Source organism: Rhodococcus sp. 105337, from assembly GCF_012844225.1.
Taxonomy (GTDB): Bacteria; Actinomycetota; Actinomycetes; order Mycobacteriales; family Mycobacteriaceae; genus Rhodococcus.
In genome coordinates this window covers 189,236-204,572 of the sequence record NZ_JABAGQ010000001.1, presented here as the reverse complement: position 1 = coordinate 204,572, position 15,337 = coordinate 189,236, and the positions used below count along the sequence as shown (strand labels likewise).

Genomic DNA, 15,337 nt, shown 5'->3' with positions numbered 1-15,337 from the left:
GGTCGACACCCGCGCGCAGATTCTCGCCGCGCGCGAAGGCCACGCCGTCGGCCGGTCGTGGATCGAGGGGCGAGACCGCCGATCTATGTGAGGTCAGGGCCACTCGGGACAGCGGACGGCGGTTGAGAGCTGGCGCCGGTTGCACTAGTGTTTGGGAAGGTTGAGCACACAGCCGGGAACTCGGAAGCGCCACGCGGCCGCGAGGTTTTTCGGTAGGTAGCCGGAGTGCCACCGCTGTCGTCGCGCTTAACAACATCGTCTGTGTTGGGAAGTGTCATGACAGTTTCTCAGCGAATCGCATCGCCTCATCGATGGTCGACCGCGGCTACGTGGTCGGTATGCCCTGCACCCTCCGACGTCGTGGTCGAGCAGTGGTTCGGAGCAGAATTCAGTGCCCTCCCGATCGGCTCCGACGTCATCCAGATCAGGGTGCGTGGAGAGATCGACATCCGTAATGCGCACGCGTTGCGTGATTTCGCCGCCCGACACCTGGAAACGTCCCGCATCGTCCTCGACCTCTCCGACGTCGACTTCTTCGGTGCTGCCGGCCTCAGGGTCTTCGAACACCTGGAGACACGCTGCGAGCAGGGCGGGTATCACTGGGCACTGGTAGGGAGCAGGCCCGTGCACCGCTTGTTCCGCGTGCTCGGGGCCACCATCCCCGTCGTCGCGCACCCGTCGCTCGACAATGCTCTCGCGACGCTCGGGCTCGACCGGGCGTCCTGAGCCCGGCGACTCCGGGGGGAGGTCGAGCGGGATCACACTGCTATACCTGCGGCAAAGCCCGCGTAGAGCACCATCAGTACAAACAGCGCCCATCCGGTGCCATGCCAAATCTGCCACCGGCCGGCCGCCTGCCAGACCCGGAAGGTCTGCACGAAAGCGCCCAGCCCACCGAGGAGCAAGATCAGAACCGGGCCGAATGCGAGGATCGCGCGCGCGGGGTCGGTACAGACCGCGAAGTCCGCGTCGGCGCAGGTATCGCCTGTATTCAGGCTTGCCCACACGATCACACCGGCCGCGACGACGGCGGCAAGCGCAATCACGCCTGCGGCGTACCACATCGCTGTCCGTGCGAGCCGTGAGTCGTTCCGGGGGTTCTTGACCTCAGGTGTCATGGAATATCCTGTGTTGTAGGTAGTTTCGATCGCGTTCCAGTGCGCCACACCGCCGTGACGCGGCCTCCCCGAGCCGGTTCGTCCGTGGTGGGGCACTACCCAACGACTACCCCACACGCGGGTAAGTAATCCCCGGCGCAGAGCACTCGCATCGAGCCGGATGCTGTCGGTGCGGTTCGAACAGCGGGTCCCGGGTACTCCGGAGGAACGGTCGGGCAGGGCGGCGATCCCGCTGTCGGTGTTCCCTGCCGATCACGAACCGAAGCGACGATCCGAGGAGGATGTGTGACTGTCTCCGATCCCGAACCACACCGCAATACCGATCCCGATCCGGCGTCGACACCCGATCTCGAGCAGGGCGGCGGGGTCAGCCCCGGTTCCACCCCTCCCGAATCCGGTCAGACCTCCGGGTTGTCCGCACCGGAACCGGAAACGAGAAACCACTTCCCCGTCAGTGGGTGGGTCGCACTCGTTTCCATCGCTGTGATCGTGGCGATCTTCGTGGCGGTCATCGTCGCGGTGTTGCTCTGATTCCCCGGCGCTGAAGTCCGGCCGCTCTGCGCTGTCTGCCGGCGGTCGGGGACGAAGGAGCCGTACGGAGGGCGGCTCCCGCTATTCGTTCCCGACGCGCTCGTGCAGCGTCATGAGCAGGTGGTCGAACTCCGTCCGGCTCATCGCTTCGGTCCCGGGGCCCGCAGTGATGTCGGCGACGAGTTGCTCGGCGAGTACCCGGAGTTTGACGTTCGTTTCCTGCGACCGCCAGGCCAGCACCTCGAAAGCGTGCTGGGGCGAAATGCAGTACACGAGCATGAGGACGCCTTTGGCCTGTTCGATCACGGCGCGGGATTCGGCGAGTGCGTTCACCGCCAGGTCGACACCCTCGCGGACCTCTTCCTCGAATGCATCGGACAAGTCCAGATAGAAGCCCGAGGTGCCGAGCAGGGTGCCGTCCTCGTCGACGAGCCGGTCCCCGATCACGGCGACACGCTTCACGTTCCCAGCGGTGTCGATGATCCGGTGCCGGCTACTGAACGGTTCACCCGCCGAACGCACCGCGTCGAGAAGCATCGCGATGTGTTCTTTGTCGTCCGGGTGTTTGTGTTGAAGAAGCAGGTCGGTGGTCGGCGTGACGGTTCCGGGCTCGTAGCCGTGCATCCTCGCGACGGCATCCGACCATTCCCATGCGTCGTTTGCGAGCAAGTACCTGAAGCTACCCACATGCTGGGTGGCACCGTCTCCGGCGTGCCCGGCCAGTGCGGGCTCCTCCGGGATGCTGCGGTCCGTCATATGTCCGATTATGCGGCACACACCGAGCGTCGTCGCCACCGCCTCGAGTGAGGCGGTGGCGAACCAAACGGCATCTATGGGGCACGTCGGTCACAGCTGATAATGCGACCCGCGTCACAAATTGTCCGGACCGGTCAGTGATCCTCGGTGAGGTGGGACAGGAACGAATTCGCCCAGCGGTCGACGTCGTGTGCCATCACGTGTTTGTGCATGGAGCGCATTCGCCGCGCGGCGCTCGCCCGGTCTTCTCCCACGGCGTTCACCACGGCACGTTTGACGTCCTCGAGATCGTGCGGGTTCACCACGTGCGCACGCCTCAACTCTGCGGCGGCCCCCGCGAACTCGCTCAGCACGAGCGCTCCGCTCCCGTCGCCGTGACACGCCACGTACTCCTTGGCGACGAGATTCATACCGTCGCGGAACGGGGTGACAACCATGACGTCGGCCCCGGCGTACATCGCGACCAGTTCGTCGCGATCGACGGGCCGGTGCAGGTAATGCACCACGGGCCGTCCGAGCTGCCCGAACTCGCCGTTGATGTTTCCGACCTGCCGTTCGATGTCGTCGCGCAAGGACGCGTACGCGGAGAGCCGTTCGCGGCTGGGGGTCGCGAGCTGGACCATGACGACCTTTTCGGGGTCGAGCGTGCCCTCGACGAGCAACTCGCGCAATGCCTCGAGCCGAACGCTGATCCCCTTGGTGTAGTCGAGCCGATCGACACCCAGGAGAATCGTCTCCGGGTCGCCCAGCTCCGCACGTATCTCCTTGGCGCGCAGTTTCGTTGCGGCCGTGACCGACTGGTCGCGCAGCTGTGCGGAATCGATCGAGATCGGATACGCGCCGACCCGCACGCGTCGATCCCCGAGATCGATGGTGCCGCCTCCGGTGGTCCCACGAGGAGAACTCGGGAGGTCGAGCAGCCGTCGGGCGAGGTACAGGAAGTTCTCGGCGCCGCCGGGCAGGTGGAAACCGACAAGGTCGGCACCCATGAGTCCCTCGAGGATCTCCTTCCGCCACGGCAGCTGGAGGAACAATTCGGTGGGAGGGAACGGGATATGCAGGAAGAACCCGATCCTCAGATCGGGGCGCAGGTCGCGAAGCATCCGGGGGACCAGCTGAAGCTGGTAGTCGTGAACCCACACGGTGGCGCCGGGCGCTGCCGCCCGAGCGGCCTCCTCGGCGAACCGGCGGTTGACCTTCTCGTAGGTGCGCCACCAGGCGCGGTCGAACGTCGGCGCGATCACCGCATCGTGGTAGAGCGGCCAGAGCGTCTCGTTGGAGAAACCCTCGTAGTACTCCGTGACTTCCGCTTCGCTCAGTCGCACCGGATGAAGGGTCAAGCCCTCCTCGACGAACGGGTCGAGGTCCACGTCGGGGGTGCCGGGCCAGCCGACCCACGCGCCGTCGGCGGAACGGAGGACCGGCTCGAGCGCCGTCACGAGCCCGCCGGGGCTCCGACGCCACACCCCTGGCCCACCGTCCGGCGGGGTCTCCAGGTCCACCGGAAGCCGGTTGGCCACGACCACGAATCGGTTGGAGGACGTCTCACTCATCGTTGTTCAACTTTCGCATCGGTATGCGGGCGGCAGGCTGCGTGAGCTGGGAAGTCACGCCTCCAGCCGCTCCACTTCGACGGCCTGCACTTCGTCGAACATCGCGTCGATGCGGCGCTTGATTTCGGCGGTGCTGAAACGTGCCCCGACCGCGGCGGGCGAGGGCGTCGCCGCAGCGGGGTCGGGCAGTGCGTGGACCTCAACCATCGTCGAGGGGTCCTTTCTTCTCACAACAAGTACTTCTCACAACTGGGCACGTGCGCTGTCGGACGGGTTTCTCCGTCATCCGTCTCGGTCAGGAGCTACCCGAACCCGCGTCGGCGACCACGTCGATGACGGCTGCGCAGAATGCGGGGAGGTCGTCCGGGTTCCGGCTGGACACCAGGTTCCGGTCGATGACCACCTCTTTGTCGACGACGGTTCCACCGGCATTCCGGATGTCGGTGCGCACGCTCGGATACGAGGTCAACGTGCGGCCGTCCACGACTCCGGCTTCCACCAACGTCCACGGGCCGTGGCAGATCACGCCGACGGGCTTGTCCGATTGCACGAAGTCCCGCACGAAGGCGACAGCGTCGGGATCCTGGCGCAGATGATCCGGGTTGGTGGTGCCGCCCGGAAGCAGCAGTGCGTCGAAATCGGAGACGTTCGCGTCGGCTACCGCCCGGTCCACGGGGTACTTGCCGGCTTCGTTCACATCCTGCTGCATCGCCTGGATCTCGCCGGTCCGGAGCGACAACAGTTCGAGTGTCGCGCCTTCTTTTTCGACGGCCTTCCATGGCTCGACGAGCTCTACCTCTTCGACACCGTCGGTGGCGAGGACCGCAATCCTGCGTCCCGCGAGACGGCCTTGTTCCGCTGTAGTCATATCTATCGTGCCTTTCTCGATCCGGACCCGGATACCCCGGGCCGTGTGTCAGGAAACGTCGCGGTCAGCGGCGATTCAGGTCACTCGTCGCCGGTCCTTCGAGCCGGGTGCCGTCGGCGGCGAAGCGAGATCCGTGCAGGGGACAGTCCCAGGAGGCCTCTTCGTCGTTCCATCGCAGTACCCCTCCGAGATGCGGGCACACCGCCGACACCCGCTGGGTCCGGCCGTCGATCGTGGATATGCCGACGGGAAGGCCGCAGTCGCGCGCGACGCGTCCTTCGCCCTCGCCGGGTGCGGTCGAGGAGTCCGAGCTGGTCTCCGCGTTCCACCATCCGCGGGCGAGGTTGATGCCCACGCCCGCGTTGAGCTTCACCGCGCTCGGGACGTCGAACAGCTGGGACGGGCTCCACGCCGAATACCCGGGAGCCCACGCCTCGATCTCGGGATCGCGTTCACCGGTGATCCGGGTGCTCAACAGGTGCGCGGCGGTGACCGCGTTGGTCATACCCCACTTGCCGTAGCCGGTCGCGACCCAGAGGCGGTCCGTTGTCGGGAGCAGTGGACCGACGTACGGCAGCGAATCGAGCGTGCTGTAGTCCTGCGCGGACCATCGCGCGACGGGCTTCGCTCCCGGGAAATGCCGCTGCGTCCACGCGATGAGGTCCGCGACAGCGGCACGGGTGGATCCCTTGTGCCGGCCCACCACGTGGCCGTTGCCGCCGACGAGCAGCAGAGGGTGGTCGTTGCCGGACGAGGAGGCGCTCCGAGGATTCGCCGCGGGGGCGGTCCGGATCGAGCGGGTGGGCGAGTCCACCGACAGGTACATGCCGCTGGGCGGTGTCTCTGCCACCTCGAACGCGCAGGCGTACGAGCGTTCCGGTTCGAGTCGCGCGAAGAACCCGCCTCGATCCAGGATCGGCATGCCTGTGGCCAGTACGACGTGCGCGCCGCGCACGCTTCCGGACTCGGTCTCGACCGTGCAGCCGCCGCTGTCCGCCGAGGCCGACACGGCGCGGATCCCGGTGAAGACCTCGCCGTCGTTCGCCCGGAGTTCGCGCACAGCAGCGCGCAGCATCGGCATGGGGTCGAACTGGATCTGATTCGGCAGCACGACCGCCGAGGCGACGGGATAGGGCAACTCGGTGTCGGTCACGGTTCGCGTCGGCAGGCCCGCCGCGCGGCAACTGCGGTGTTCTGCCTCGACCGAGCCCACGCTCTCGCCGCTCACGGCGTACGTGTACGCGTCGGCGGTCTCCGTTGCCACGTCGTTGTGCTTGCAGAACTCGGCGATCCACCGCTGGGCGCCGAGATTGCCGTCCACGTACGCCTGCACGACCGGGCGGGAATGCCGGCGCGAGATCTGTGACAGGGCGGTCCCCTGGAGGAGGCTCACCTTGGCGGTGGTGTTGCCGGTGGTCACCGCCCCGATATCACGTGCTTCGAGGATGGCGACGCGCTGCCCGGACCGGGCGAGCAGCAAGGCGGTGACGACGCCTGTCAGCCCCGCGCCGACGACGACGGTGTCGTACACCTCGCGTCGCTGCGTCCACTCGTCGCTGGTGTGGGTGCCGGCCTCGGCGTCTCGTGCGAGCCACAATGACGTCACGTGCGATCTCCTTCGTGGTGGGGTCGGGCGGGTGCGCCGGTCGATCCGGGATCTCGTGCCCGGCGGATACCCCGATCGGCGCGGTTAACCCCGGCGGGGGCCGGGTAGCCCGGAAAACACGTGCAATCCACAGCGGAGGAGTTCCCGATGAAGGCAGTGACATGGCAAGGCCGTCGAAAGGTCAGCGTCGACAATGTCCCCGACGCGAAGATCGAGAAGCCGACCGACGCCGTCATTCGAGTCACGACCACCAACATCTGCGGGTCGGATCTGCACCTGTACGAGGTGCTCGGCGCCTTCATGACGCCCGGCGATATTCTCGGGCACGAACCGATGGGGATCGTGGAAGAAGTCGGCGCCGGTGTCACCAGCCTGACTCCGGGAGACCGAGTGGTCATCCCGTTCCAGATATCGTGCGGCAGCTGCTTCATGTGCGACCACGGGCTCCAGTCGCAGTGTGAAACCACTCAGGTTCGCGAAGAGGGGAGTGGCGCAGCACTTTTCGGATACTCGAAGTTGTACGGCAGCGTGCCGGGTGCACAGGCGGAGTATCTCCGTGTTCCCCTGGCCGACTCGACTCACATCAAGGTTCCCGACGGGCCGGCCGACGACCGCTTCTCCTACCTCTCGGACGTGTTGCCCACCGCCTGGCAGGCGGTGGAATACGCGAACATTCCGGACGGCGGCACGGTGGCGGTGCTGGGGCTGGGGCCGATCGGCGAGATGGCAGGACGTATCGCCATGCACCGGGGTGCGCGCGTGATCGCGGTCGATCTGGTGCCGGAACGGCTCGCTCGTGCCGCTTCCCGCGGTATGGAGACGATCGACCTCCGTGAGGCGGGCAGCGATCTCGGCGACATCATCCGCGACCGCACCGACGGTCGCGGCACCGACTCGGTGATCGACGCGGTGGGGATGGAAGCGCACGGGTCGCCGGTGGCCAAGCTTGCCCAGACGGCGACAGGATTCCTGCCCTCGGCGATCGCGGAACCGCTGATGGAGAAAGCAGGAGTGGACAGGCTTCACGCGCTGTACACGGCCATCGATATCGTGCGACGCGGCGGCACCATCTCGCTCAGCGGCGTGTACGGCGGGATGACCGATCCCATGCCCATGATGACGATGTTCGACAAGCAGATCCGGCTGCGCATGGGTCAGGCCAACGTCCTCCACTGGGTGCCGGAGATTCTTCCGCTGCTGACGGACGACGATCCGCTCGGAGTGGACACCTTCGCGACGCACAGGCTGTCCCTGGCGGAGGCACCGCACGCGTACGAGATCTTCCAGCGCAAGGAAGACGGCGCGATCAAGATCGCCCTGCATCCGTAATCGATCGTCCGCACTCGGCACCGCGCCCCACGTGGATATCCACGTGGGGCGCGGTGCCGTCGGTGTTGTGCTCGAGTGCCGGGAGACGCGGGCTCAGGAAGGGGACACACCGTCCCGGGAGAATCCGAGGTCGCCTAGATCGGACCCCGCCATCTCGAACGGCATCTGCAGGACGGTCGCGGTGGCCCACCCGCGGCTGAGCAACACGGCGTCGGTGTCGTCCGGCCCGTGGATGTCGATGGCCTTGAAGGACATGGTCACGGTGCGGGTGTCGTCGTCATCGTATTGATCGTCGTAGTCCTCGTCCGAGTCGGAGATCTCCGCCTGAACCGCACCGAATTCGGCCAGCTGGGCCTCGCGCAGCCCGTGCAGTTCCTCGACCGGAACATCGGGGATGTTCACGTTGAGGACCTCGCCGGGTTCCCCGTGCTCCATCGACCATCGCACGGCACGTTCGGCGATGTATTCCGCGGTCTCCCACGACGAGGGATCGGATGCGTTGAGCGACAACGCGACCGCGCGGGCCCCGTGAGCCGCCGCGGTGAGAGCGGCGCCCACGGTTCCGGAATGAAGGATCGCGCGACCGGTGTTGGGCCCGAGGTTGATCCCCGATAGAACGAGGTCGGGGGTGTCACCGAAGGCGCCGTACGACGCGACGAACGTGATCAATGCCGGGGACGCGTGGACCGCGAGAACGTCCACGTCGGGAAGCTCCGGCATGGACCGCCGCGACACCTTCAGCTTTCCGTCGTCCTCGAGGGCGCTCAGCGCTGCGCTGGCGCCGCTTCGTTCGATGTGGGGTGCTGCCACCTGCACGTCGAGGCCCGCCGCGACGGCGACCCGGGCCAGCGCGGCCAGCCCGGGACTGTCGATTCCGTCGTCGTTGACGATCAGCGCCTTCATGTGTGGTCCTTCTCCAGCCGTCGCACCTGCACGTTCTCGGTCATCTTCTCGATCGAGTGCCGCTGACCGGTGGCGAGTCCTCGTCGCGTGACGTTCACTGCGCCGGCGGCGGCACCGAGCCGGAGAGCTTGCTCGAACGGGAGTCCGTCGGCATAGCCGACGGCGAGGCCCGCGGTCATCGAGTCGCCGGCGCCACGGTGGTCCACCGACTGCACCGGGGGCGCCTCGACCTCCCAGACCACCCCGTCGTGCAGTGCGATCGCCGGGTCGGCCGCACGTGAGATCACGACGCTTCCGGCACCTTCCTTGTGCAGCGAGTGCATGGCGGCGATGAGGTCGTCGAGGTCCTCCGAGGCCGCGCGGCCGTCTTCGATGAGGTCCTCGTGGCTCACCTTCAGCAGCGACACCCCGCCTTCCAGCGCGGCGGTCAGGGTCGGGCCCGAGAGATCTGCCACGACCGGGATCTTCAGGGCGGACAGGTCGGCGCAGAGGCGGGTGTAGAGCTCGGTGGGTACGGCGTCGTCGCAGTGCGGCCCGCCGATGATCGCAACATCGGCGGACATGCCTGCGCCGAGCGAGGCGCTGAAGAGGTCGTCCGTCTCGTGGCGGGTGAGCGTGGGTGGCTCGACCTCCACGACCACTTCGCGTTCGCCGCCGCGACGGTCGTGGACGTACGAGCCGTTGTCGGAGGCGGAAGACACCGGATGGACCGTGATGCCTTCGCGGCCGATGAGGTCGACGAGAATGCCGCCGGACTCACCGCCGAAGGGGCCGCACAGGTGTACGTCCATGCCCAGGATGGATGCCATCCGGCCGATCCAGAAACCCTGTCCACCGGGATGCACGTGCAGTTCTGTGCTCCCGCTCGGCGCTTTTTCGATCGTGACCGTCAGCAGGGGTGAGGGAGCGAACACGAATGCAGATGCTCCCTGTCTTGCGTCGTCGGACTGTGTGGGTTCTTCTCTGTCTGCGGGCATGTCGCTCAGGTACCCCTCCGCTTCTCGTCTCACACCCGCGCGCGAGGCGCCGGTGTGGGCCGGAGCGGTCGCGGGTATGCCCCCGGCACGGACCGCGGACGAGGAGGGAAATCGGGGATGACCAAAGTCGCGCGCAAGGAGACCACTGCTTCGCCGAGCCGGGTGTGGGATGTCCTGGCGGACGGGTGGAGCTATGCGACGTGGGTCGTCGGAGCCTCCCGCATTCGGAAGGTCGACGCGACCTGGCCGGCCGTCGGCAGCCGCATCCATCATTCGGTCGGACTCTGGCCCGTGCTGCTCGACGACCGCACCGAGGTTCTCTCGGCGACCCCCGAACGAGAACTCGTCTTGCGTGCACGCGCCTGGGCTTTCGGCCAGGCCGAGATCAGGTTGACGATCGAACCCGCGTCCGGAGGCGGGTCGACGATCACCATGTCCGAGCACGTCGTGAGCGGGCTCCCCAGCATGCTGCCCGAGTTCGTACAGGAATCCGCGGTATGGCCGCGGAATCGGGAGTGCCTGTCCCGGTTGACGCTCCTCGCGCAACGTGCGACTCCCTCGGGGCCCGCGCGATGAGCACCGAAACTGTCGATGCCGTCGTCATCGGTGCCGGTCCCAACGGACTCACCGCAGCGGCGGCACTCGCGGATGCCGGCTGGGACGTACTGGTGCTCGAGGAACAACCGCAACCCGGCGGTGCCGTACGCAGCGCCGAACTCCATCCGGGTTTCCGGACCGACCTGTTCAGCGCGTTCTATCCGCTCGGAGCGGTGTCGCCCGCCTTTGCCGCACTCGACCTCGAGTCCCACGGTTTGAGCTGGAGCCGGTCTCCCAACTCGTTCGGTCATCCGCTCGGTCCCGAGGACGAGGACGCGGTGGTGGTCTCGCGCCGTGCCGAAGACACCGCCGCCGATCTCGAGCGCCGGTGCGCCGGTGACGGGGAAGCCTGGATGGCACTCGTCGAGCAGTGGAACACGGTGCGCAGTTCACTGCTGAAGCTGCTTCTTTCCCCGTTCCCGCCGGTTCGGGGTTCGACGTCACTGCTGCGCGCACTCGGGCCTGCGGAATCTCTGCGCTTCGCCAGGATGCTGGCGCTTCCCGTCCGTCGCCTGAGCGAGGAATTGTTCGGCGGAGATGCAGCCCGCCTGCTCCTGCTCGGCAATGCCATGCACTCCGATATCCCTCCCGACGCCCCGGGCAGCGGCGTGATGGGTTACCTCTTGACCATGCTCGCCCAGGACGTGGGTTTCCCGTGTCCGGTCGGCGGTGCGGGTGCCCTCACCGACGCTCTGGTCCGCCGCGGTGAACATGCCGGTGTGCAGATCCGATGTGGCGATCGCGTCACCGATATCGACGTCGAAGACGGAACCGCCGTAGCGGTGCGTACTGCGGGCGGACGACGGGTGAAGGTCCGCCGGGCGATACTCGCGGACGTGTCGGCGCCCGCGCTGTACGAAAAGTTGCTCGCGAGTTCCTCCGTCACCGAGCGTGCCCGTGCCGACCTGCAGGGATTCGAATGGGACACGCCCGTGGTCAAGGTGAACTACGCGCTCGACAGTCCTGTGCCGTGGCGGTCGGAGTCGTTGTCCCGGACGGGCACCGTGCATGTCGGTGCCGATTCGAACGCGATGGTCCGCTGGTCGGCGGATCTGTCGACAGGGGTGGTTCCGGAGTCTCCGTTCCTGCTCTTCGGGCAGATGACGACGACGGATCCCACCCGGTCGCCCGCCGGGACCGAAAGTGCGTGGGCGTACACGCACCTGCCCCGCGGCGTCACCGACGACGAGTCCGCCGACCTTCTCGCCGAGAGGGTCGACGCCCAGCTCGAGGCGTACGCGCCCGGATTCCGGGACACGATTCTGGGCCGGACCGTGCAGCGTCCCGCCGATCTCGAAGCGGCTGACGCCAACCTGGTCGGTGGAGCGGTCAACGGTGGTACCGCGCAGATCCACCAGCAGTTGTTCCTTCGTCCCGCGCCAGGACTCGGCGGGTCGCGGACCCCGGTGGGCAAGCTGTATCTGGCCAGTGCGGGAGCACACCCCGGCGGCGGCGTACACGGAATGTGCGGCTGGAACGCCGCCGATGCCGCACTGCAGGATCAGCGAGCGACGGGGCCGCTGCGACGCGGCCTGCACGCCCTGGGGCGCCGGGTGATGTCCTGACCGAGAAGTCGTGGTCGTAAACGGCAGGTTTCGCGGATCTGGGGTACGGGTATTCGCGGCCATGACCGAATACCCGCTCGATGGCGCGTTGTGGGCGTCGTCGACGGGAAGATGCGCTCTCCGCACGGTCGGCTCAGGCATTGGCTGGTGCGTAGTCGTCGACTCCGCACATCGAACCCCGGGGTGATGTAGCTGTGACCACTTCTCCAGTCCTCGACCGTCCGGATTCCCCTCGAGTGTGGCGTCTGCCCGGTGTGTACCGCCCCCAAGAGGATTCGTTTCTTCTTGCGCGGGCGCTCCGCGACGCCGGAGGTGCACAGGACGCCAAAGTCCTCGATTTCTGTACCGGGAGTGGGTTTCTCGCAATCACAGCCGCCAGGGCGGGGGCCGGGGCGGTGACTGCGCTCGATATTTCACGCAGGGCGGTTCTCACCGCGCGGGCAAATGCCCTGTCGCGGAGGCTGCCGATCTCGGTACTTCGAGGAAGTCTGGATGTGGCCGTGGAACACGGTCCGTTCGACGTGGTTCTCTCCAACCCGCCCTATGTGCCGGACGACGGCCGGGGCAGTGAGGATCCGCGCTGGGATGCCGGTCCGGACGGGCGATCGGTGCTCGACCCGTTGTGCGACTCCTTGCCCCGGCTCTTGTCTCCGCGCGGGTTCGCGTTGCTCGTGCACTCGGAATTCACCGGGGTAGACGAAACACTCGAGCGTGTGCGCGCCGCCGGCCTTTCGGGCTCGGTCGTGGCCCGCGAACGCATCCCGTTCGGACCGGTCCTGCAGAGTCGCCTGAGCTATCTCCAGGAAGTGGAGCTGGCACAACAGGGCATCGATACCGAAGAGGTGGTGGTGATCCGTGCAGGCAGGCACTGAGAGCGAGGGTGGCCGCCACGTGGTGAACGCGACCACCGGTAGCGCAGAGGACGTCACGGTCGTCCGCAAAGTCAAAGGCGGACCGATGCTCGTGAACGGTCCGGTTCGGATCGAGACCGAGGACGGGTCCGTGACGGAATCGGACCGGTTCGTCGTGGCAGTGTGCCGATGTCGGCGTAGCGAGTTGTATCCGCTGTGCGATACCAGTCATCGCCGGCCGATACGGTCCCGGGACCGATAACCGCAGAAAGCCCGAACGCGGGATTCCCGAACATGTGATCGGGTGCCGGCGAACGGGCTTTCTTTTTGTGTCTTGCCGATACCGCACAACAGCCGAAGCCCGGACGCCGTAGCGTCCGGACTTCGACTGTTCCAAGGATCAATACCAGTGGGCGCGACCACCGACGGCCTTGCCGGAGGCTCCCAGGATTGCCATGATGACGCCGATCACCAGGAGGATGACACCCAGTGTCGTCAGGATCGAGATCCCGGTGAAGAATCCGACCACGAGAAGAATCAGGCCCAGAACAATCATTGCGTCCACCTCGCTGTCTTGTCCGATGCCGAGCGGCTCCGGATCCAAGTCCTGAATACCCGGATTGTCCGCATCGAAACACACGCCCCAAAAAATTCTGTGTGCGGGCCGAGCGGGGTGCACCGGAGGGCGTCGCGCCAATGGTCTCCCGCAGGGATTGACCGCCCGAACCGGGGGTAGTCCCCTGGTCATGACCAAAAGCGAAGTCGAGGGTGCGACGGTGGAGCGTCGGCCCGAAAGAGGCAGGAGTCTGCTGGCGGGCGCGTTCCTCGGGTTGGGCGCGGTCGCGATGACCGACGAGGTGATCTTTCACCAGATACTCCATTGGCATCACTTCTACGACCGGTCCACCACGTCGGCGGGTCTGGTGTCGGACGGCTTGTTCCACGCGTTCAGCTGGTTCGCCACCGTCGCCGGCTTCTACCTGGTGGTCATGGCGATCCGTGACCGGACGTTGTGGGTGCGAGCCCTGGTGGGCGGCTTCGTGACAGCGGTGGGTGCGTTCCAGTTGTACGACGGCCTGGTGCAGCACAAGCTGATGGGCCTTCACCAGATCCGATACGAAGTCGATCTTCTCCCGTACGACCTGACGTGGAACATCCTTGCCGCGGTGCTGCTCGTGTGCGGTGCCGCGATCATCGCGTCCACGTACCGGCAGGAGCCGGTGAGGACGGCATCGCGATGATGCCGTTCGTCGTCTGGGGCGTGGCGATCTGCGCGGTGCTGGCCTACTGGGCGGCAGCCGCGGCGGCGAAGTCGTGGTCGCTCGCGCGCACCGCCGGTTGGACGGTGGGCTGGCTCGCGCTCGCCGCGGTGTGGGGTAACTCCGCATCCGCGGACAGCCCGGCGCAGGGCCACGGCGCGCAGCACGGCCACGGTGCGGCCAACGAATCCTTCGACTTCGCGGGTCACATGGTGTCCCACGTGGTAGCCGGCATGGCGGTACCGCTGCTGCTGGTGCTCGCCGCACCGGTCACCCTCGCGCTGCGCGTGCTCCCTCTGCGCGAGGCTCGACGCGTCTCCCGGGTGCTGCGCTCCCGGCCCTGTGAAGTGCTCACCCACCCGCTCGTCGCGGCGACACTCAACGTCGGCGGGCTGTGGCTTCTCTATCGGACATGGTTGTTCGACTACATGCACGGCGGAACGTGGGTGATGTGGCTGATCGAGTTCCACATCGTCGCAGCCGGGTACCTGTACACCTATTCGCTGGTGGGAGTGGACCCTTCTCCTCACCGCACATCGTTCGGCTTACGGGCCGCAGTGCTGGTGGTGTCCATTGCCGCCCACAACATCCTCGCGAAGACGCTGTACGCGGACGCGCCTCCCGGCGTCTCCGCAGAGCAGGCCGAAATGGGCAGCCAGATCATGTACTACGGGGGATTGCCCTTCGAACTGGCTCTGGTCGTGCTGCTGTGTCATCGGTGGGCGGCACGTGCTCGTCGCCGGCCCGAGATGTCCGCGCCGGACCTTCTCCGCACGACCTGACAGTGAGCGGTTACTCGTGCGAAGGGTTTGAGCAGTGCCGTTTCCGGGGTATGCGATTGCCACCCAAACAAAAGCACTTGGAGGATCGCAATCATGTCGAAATACACGGTGCCCGGTTTGAGCGGCAAGAACGGCACGAAAGTTGCCGGTGTCCTGCAGCAGCGCCTGAGCGCGTACAACGACCTGCATCTCACTCTCAAGCACATTCACTGGAACGTTGTCGGACCCAACTTCATCGGCGTCCACGAGATGATCGATCCCCAGGTTGAACTCGTGCGTGGATACGCGGACGAAGTAGCAGAACGCATCGCGACGCTCGGTGAATCGCCGAAGGGCACGCCGGGAGCTATCGAGAAGAACCGCACATGGGACGACTACTCGGTGGGCCGCGACACTGCTCAGGCTCACCTCGCCGCGCTCGACCTCGTCTACGACGGGGTGATCACCGACAACCGTAAGGCCATCGAGGAAGTCGGCGAACTCGATCCGATCACCGAAGACGTCCTTATCGGGCACACCGGTCAGCTCGAGAAGTTCCAGTGGTTCGTGCGTGCGCACCTGGAGAACGCTGCCGGGGCCCTGGCCCACGGAAACGCCTCGACCGAGAAGGAAGCGGCCGACAAGGTCCGCTGACCGGAGACA

19 protein-coding genes are annotated in these 15,337 nt (G+C 66.5%); 10 read left to right on the top strand and 9 right to left on the bottom strand.

Going from position 1 to position 15,337, the window contains the following annotated elements; all coding sequences use genetic code 11:
* The first annotated feature begins 360 nt into the window (after positions 1 to 360).
* Positions 361 to 726 (top strand): anti-sigma factor antagonist, encoded by a 366-nt coding sequence (locus HF886_RS01055; RefSeq protein ID WP_346765032.1) that lies wholly within the window; start codon positions 361 to 363, stop codon positions 724 to 726.
* Positions 727 to 758: 32 nt separating this feature from the next.
* Here HF886_RS01055 and HF886_RS01050 read toward each other — a convergent pair whose 3' ends face one another.
* Positions 759 to 1,118 carry a hypothetical protein gene (locus tag HF886_RS01050; RefSeq protein ID WP_169619320.1) on the bottom strand — a complete coding sequence of 120 codons (360 nt, stop codon included), beginning with the start codon at positions 1,116 to 1,118 and terminating at the stop codon, positions 759 to 761.
* A 285-nt stretch (positions 1,119 to 1,403) separates the two neighbouring features.
* Between HF886_RS01050 and HF886_RS01045 the strand changes: the two genes are divergently transcribed.
* Positions 1,404 to 1,649, top strand: coding sequence for a DUF6480 family protein (locus tag HF886_RS01045; RefSeq protein WP_169619321.1), 246 nt, complete (start codon positions 1,404 to 1,406; stop codon positions 1,647 to 1,649).
* An 81-nt stretch (positions 1,650 to 1,730) separates the two neighbouring features.
* Here the strand turns inward: HF886_RS01045 and HF886_RS01040 are convergent, their stop codons facing one another.
* The 5 genes from HF886_RS01040 to HF886_RS01020 all read right to left on the bottom strand — a co-directional run bounded on the left by HF886_RS01040 (position 1,731) and on the right by HF886_RS01020 (position 6,432).
* Complete coding sequence (locus HF886_RS01040; RefSeq protein ID WP_169619322.1) at positions 1,731 to 2,405, bottom strand: PAS and ANTAR domain-containing protein; 675 nt, start codon at positions 2,403 to 2,405, stop codon at positions 1,731 to 1,733.
* Positions 2,406 to 2,539: 134 nt separating this feature from the next.
* Positions 2,540 to 3,958 carry a trehalose-6-phosphate synthase gene (locus HF886_RS01035; protein ID WP_169651297.1) on the bottom strand — a complete coding sequence of 473 codons (1,419 nt, stop codon included), beginning with the start codon at positions 3,956 to 3,958 and terminating at the stop codon, positions 2,540 to 2,542.
* Positions 3,959 to 4,012: 54 nt separating this feature from the next.
* Positions 4,013 to 4,165, bottom strand: coding sequence for a hypothetical protein (locus HF886_RS01030; protein ID WP_169619324.1), 153 nt, complete (start codon positions 4,163 to 4,165; stop codon positions 4,013 to 4,015).
* Between the two features lie 88 nt (positions 4,166 to 4,253).
* Positions 4,254 to 4,826 carry a type 1 glutamine amidotransferase domain-containing protein gene (locus HF886_RS01025; RefSeq protein WP_169651296.1) on the bottom strand — a complete coding sequence of 191 codons (573 nt, stop codon included), beginning with the start codon at positions 4,824 to 4,826 and terminating at the stop codon, positions 4,254 to 4,256.
* 64 nt (positions 4,827 to 4,890) lie between these two features.
* Positions 4,891 to 6,432, bottom strand: coding sequence for an FAD-dependent oxidoreductase (locus HF886_RS01020; protein WP_169651295.1), 1,542 nt, complete (start codon positions 6,430 to 6,432; stop codon positions 4,891 to 4,893).
* 147 nt (positions 6,433 to 6,579) lie between these two features.
* On the opposite strand from HF886_RS01020, the gene HF886_RS01015 reads away from it, so the two are divergent.
* Positions 6,580 to 7,761, top strand: coding sequence for a zinc-dependent alcohol dehydrogenase (locus HF886_RS01015; protein WP_169619327.1), 1,182 nt, complete (start codon positions 6,580 to 6,582; stop codon positions 7,759 to 7,761).
* Positions 7,762 to 7,854: 93 nt separating this feature from the next.
* Here HF886_RS01015 and HF886_RS01010 read toward each other — a convergent pair whose 3' ends face one another.
* Both HF886_RS01010 and HF886_RS01005 read right to left on the bottom strand, forming a co-directional pair.
* Positions 7,855 to 8,664: a 5'/3'-nucleotidase SurE gene (locus tag HF886_RS01010; protein ID WP_169619328.1), complete on the bottom strand. Its 810-nt coding sequence runs from the start codon at positions 8,662 to 8,664 to the stop codon at positions 7,855 to 7,857.
* Positions 8,661 to 9,578, bottom strand: a complete 918-nt coding sequence (locus HF886_RS01005; protein ID WP_346765267.1) for a PfkB family carbohydrate kinase — start codon at positions 9,576 to 9,578, stop codon at positions 8,661 to 8,663. The genes HF886_RS01010 and HF886_RS01005 overlap by 4 nt, the downstream gene beginning before the upstream one ends.
* A 180-nt stretch (positions 9,579 to 9,758) precedes the next feature.
* Between HF886_RS01005 and HF886_RS01000 the strand changes: the two genes are divergently transcribed.
* The 4 genes from HF886_RS01000 to HF886_RS00985 all read left to right on the top strand — a co-directional run bounded on the left by HF886_RS01000 (position 9,759) and on the right by HF886_RS00985 (position 12,916).
* Positions 9,759 to 10,217 (top strand): SRPBCC family protein, encoded by a 459-nt coding sequence (locus HF886_RS01000; RefSeq protein ID WP_169651293.1) that lies wholly within the window; start codon positions 9,759 to 9,761, stop codon positions 10,215 to 10,217.
* On the top strand, positions 10,214 to 11,803 hold the full coding sequence (locus HF886_RS00995; protein ID WP_169651292.1) for an NAD(P)/FAD-dependent oxidoreductase: 1,590 nt from the start codon (positions 10,214 to 10,216) through the stop codon (positions 11,801 to 11,803). Before HF886_RS01000 ends, HF886_RS00995 begins: the two co-directional genes overlap by 4 nt.
* Before the next feature lie 194 nt (positions 11,804 to 11,997).
* Entirely contained in the window at positions 11,998 to 12,675 is a 678-nt protein-coding gene (locus tag HF886_RS00990) for a HemK2/MTQ2 family protein methyltransferase (RefSeq protein WP_346765266.1), read from the top strand.
* 85 nt (positions 12,676 to 12,760) lie between these two features.
* Positions 12,761 to 12,916, top strand: coding sequence for a CDGSH iron-sulfur domain-containing protein (locus HF886_RS00985; RefSeq protein WP_169619605.1), 156 nt, complete (start codon positions 12,761 to 12,763; stop codon positions 12,914 to 12,916).
* A 138-nt stretch (positions 12,917 to 13,054) separates the two neighbouring features.
* On the opposite strand, the gene HF886_RS00980 is transcribed toward HF886_RS00985, so the two are convergent.
* Complete coding sequence (locus tag HF886_RS00980; protein ID WP_169619332.1) at positions 13,055 to 13,210, bottom strand: DUF6131 family protein; 156 nt, start codon at positions 13,208 to 13,210, stop codon at positions 13,055 to 13,057.
* Positions 13,211 to 13,400: 190 nt separating this feature from the next.
* Between HF886_RS00980 and HF886_RS00975 the strand changes: the two genes are divergently transcribed.
* From HF886_RS00975 to HF886_RS00965, 3 genes are all read left to right on the top strand, one after another.
* Positions 13,401 to 13,895, top strand: a complete 495-nt coding sequence (locus tag HF886_RS00975) for a DUF2243 domain-containing protein (protein ID WP_169651291.1) — start codon at positions 13,401 to 13,403, stop codon at positions 13,893 to 13,895.
* Complete coding sequence (locus HF886_RS00970; RefSeq protein ID WP_169619334.1) at positions 13,892 to 14,695, top strand: cytochrome c oxidase assembly protein; 804 nt, start codon at positions 13,892 to 13,894, stop codon at positions 14,693 to 14,695. The genes HF886_RS00975 and HF886_RS00970 overlap by 4 nt, the downstream gene beginning before the upstream one ends.
* Positions 14,696 to 14,788: 93 nt before the next feature.
* The gene (locus HF886_RS00965) at positions 14,789 to 15,328 is read left to right on the top strand and encodes a DNA starvation/stationary phase protection protein (protein ID WP_169619335.1); all 540 of its coding nucleotides are present in this window, start codon (positions 14,789 to 14,791) and stop codon (positions 15,326 to 15,328) included.
* Positions 15,329 to 15,337 lie beyond the last annotated feature (9 nt).

Coding starts and splice junctions, on each gene's coding strand:
- HF886_RS00980 (WP_169619332.1), bottom strand. CDS start 13,210: ATGATTGTTCTGGGCCTGATTCTTCTCGTGGTCGGATTCTTCACCGGG.
- HF886_RS00965 (WP_169619335.1), top strand. CDS start 14,789: ATGTCGAAATACACGGTGCCCGGTTTGAGCGGCAAGAACGGCACGAAA.
- HF886_RS01015 (WP_169619327.1), top strand. CDS start 6,580: ATGAAGGCAGTGACATGGCAAGGCCGTCGAAAGGTCAGCGTCGACAAT.
- HF886_RS01040 (WP_169619322.1), bottom strand. CDS start 2,405: ATGACGGACCGCAGCATCCCGGAGGAGCCCGCACTGGCCGGGCACGCC.
- HF886_RS01010 (WP_169619328.1), bottom strand. CDS start 8,664: ATGAAGGCGCTGATCGTCAACGACGACGGAATCGACAGTCCCGGGCTG.
- HF886_RS01030 (WP_169619324.1), bottom strand. CDS start 4,165: ATGGTTGAGGTCCACGCACTGCCCGACCCCGCTGCGGCGACGCCCTCG.
- HF886_RS00985 (WP_169619605.1), top strand. CDS start 12,761: ATGCTCGTGAACGGTCCGGTTCGGATCGAGACCGAGGACGGGTCCGTG.
- HF886_RS00975 (WP_169651291.1), top strand. CDS start 13,401: ATGACCAAAAGCGAAGTCGAGGGTGCGACGGTGGAGCGTCGGCCCGAA.
- HF886_RS01035 (WP_169651297.1), bottom strand. CDS start 3,958: ATGAGTGAGACGTCCTCCAACCGATTCGTGGTCGTGGCCAACCGGCTT.
- HF886_RS01000 (WP_169651293.1), top strand. CDS start 9,759: ATGACCAAAGTCGCGCGCAAGGAGACCACTGCTTCGCCGAGCCGGGTG.
- HF886_RS00970 (WP_169619334.1), top strand. CDS start 13,892: ATGATGCCGTTCGTCGTCTGGGGCGTGGCGATCTGCGCGGTGCTGGCC.
- HF886_RS01025 (WP_169651296.1), bottom strand. CDS start 4,826: ATGACTACAGCGGAACAAGGCCGTCTCGCGGGACGCAGGATTGCGGTC.
- HF886_RS00995 (WP_169651292.1), top strand. CDS start 10,214: ATGAGCACCGAAACTGTCGATGCCGTCGTCATCGGTGCCGGTCCCAAC.
- HF886_RS01050 (WP_169619320.1), bottom strand. CDS start 1,118: ATGACACCTGAGGTCAAGAACCCCCGGAACGACTCACGGCTCGCACGG.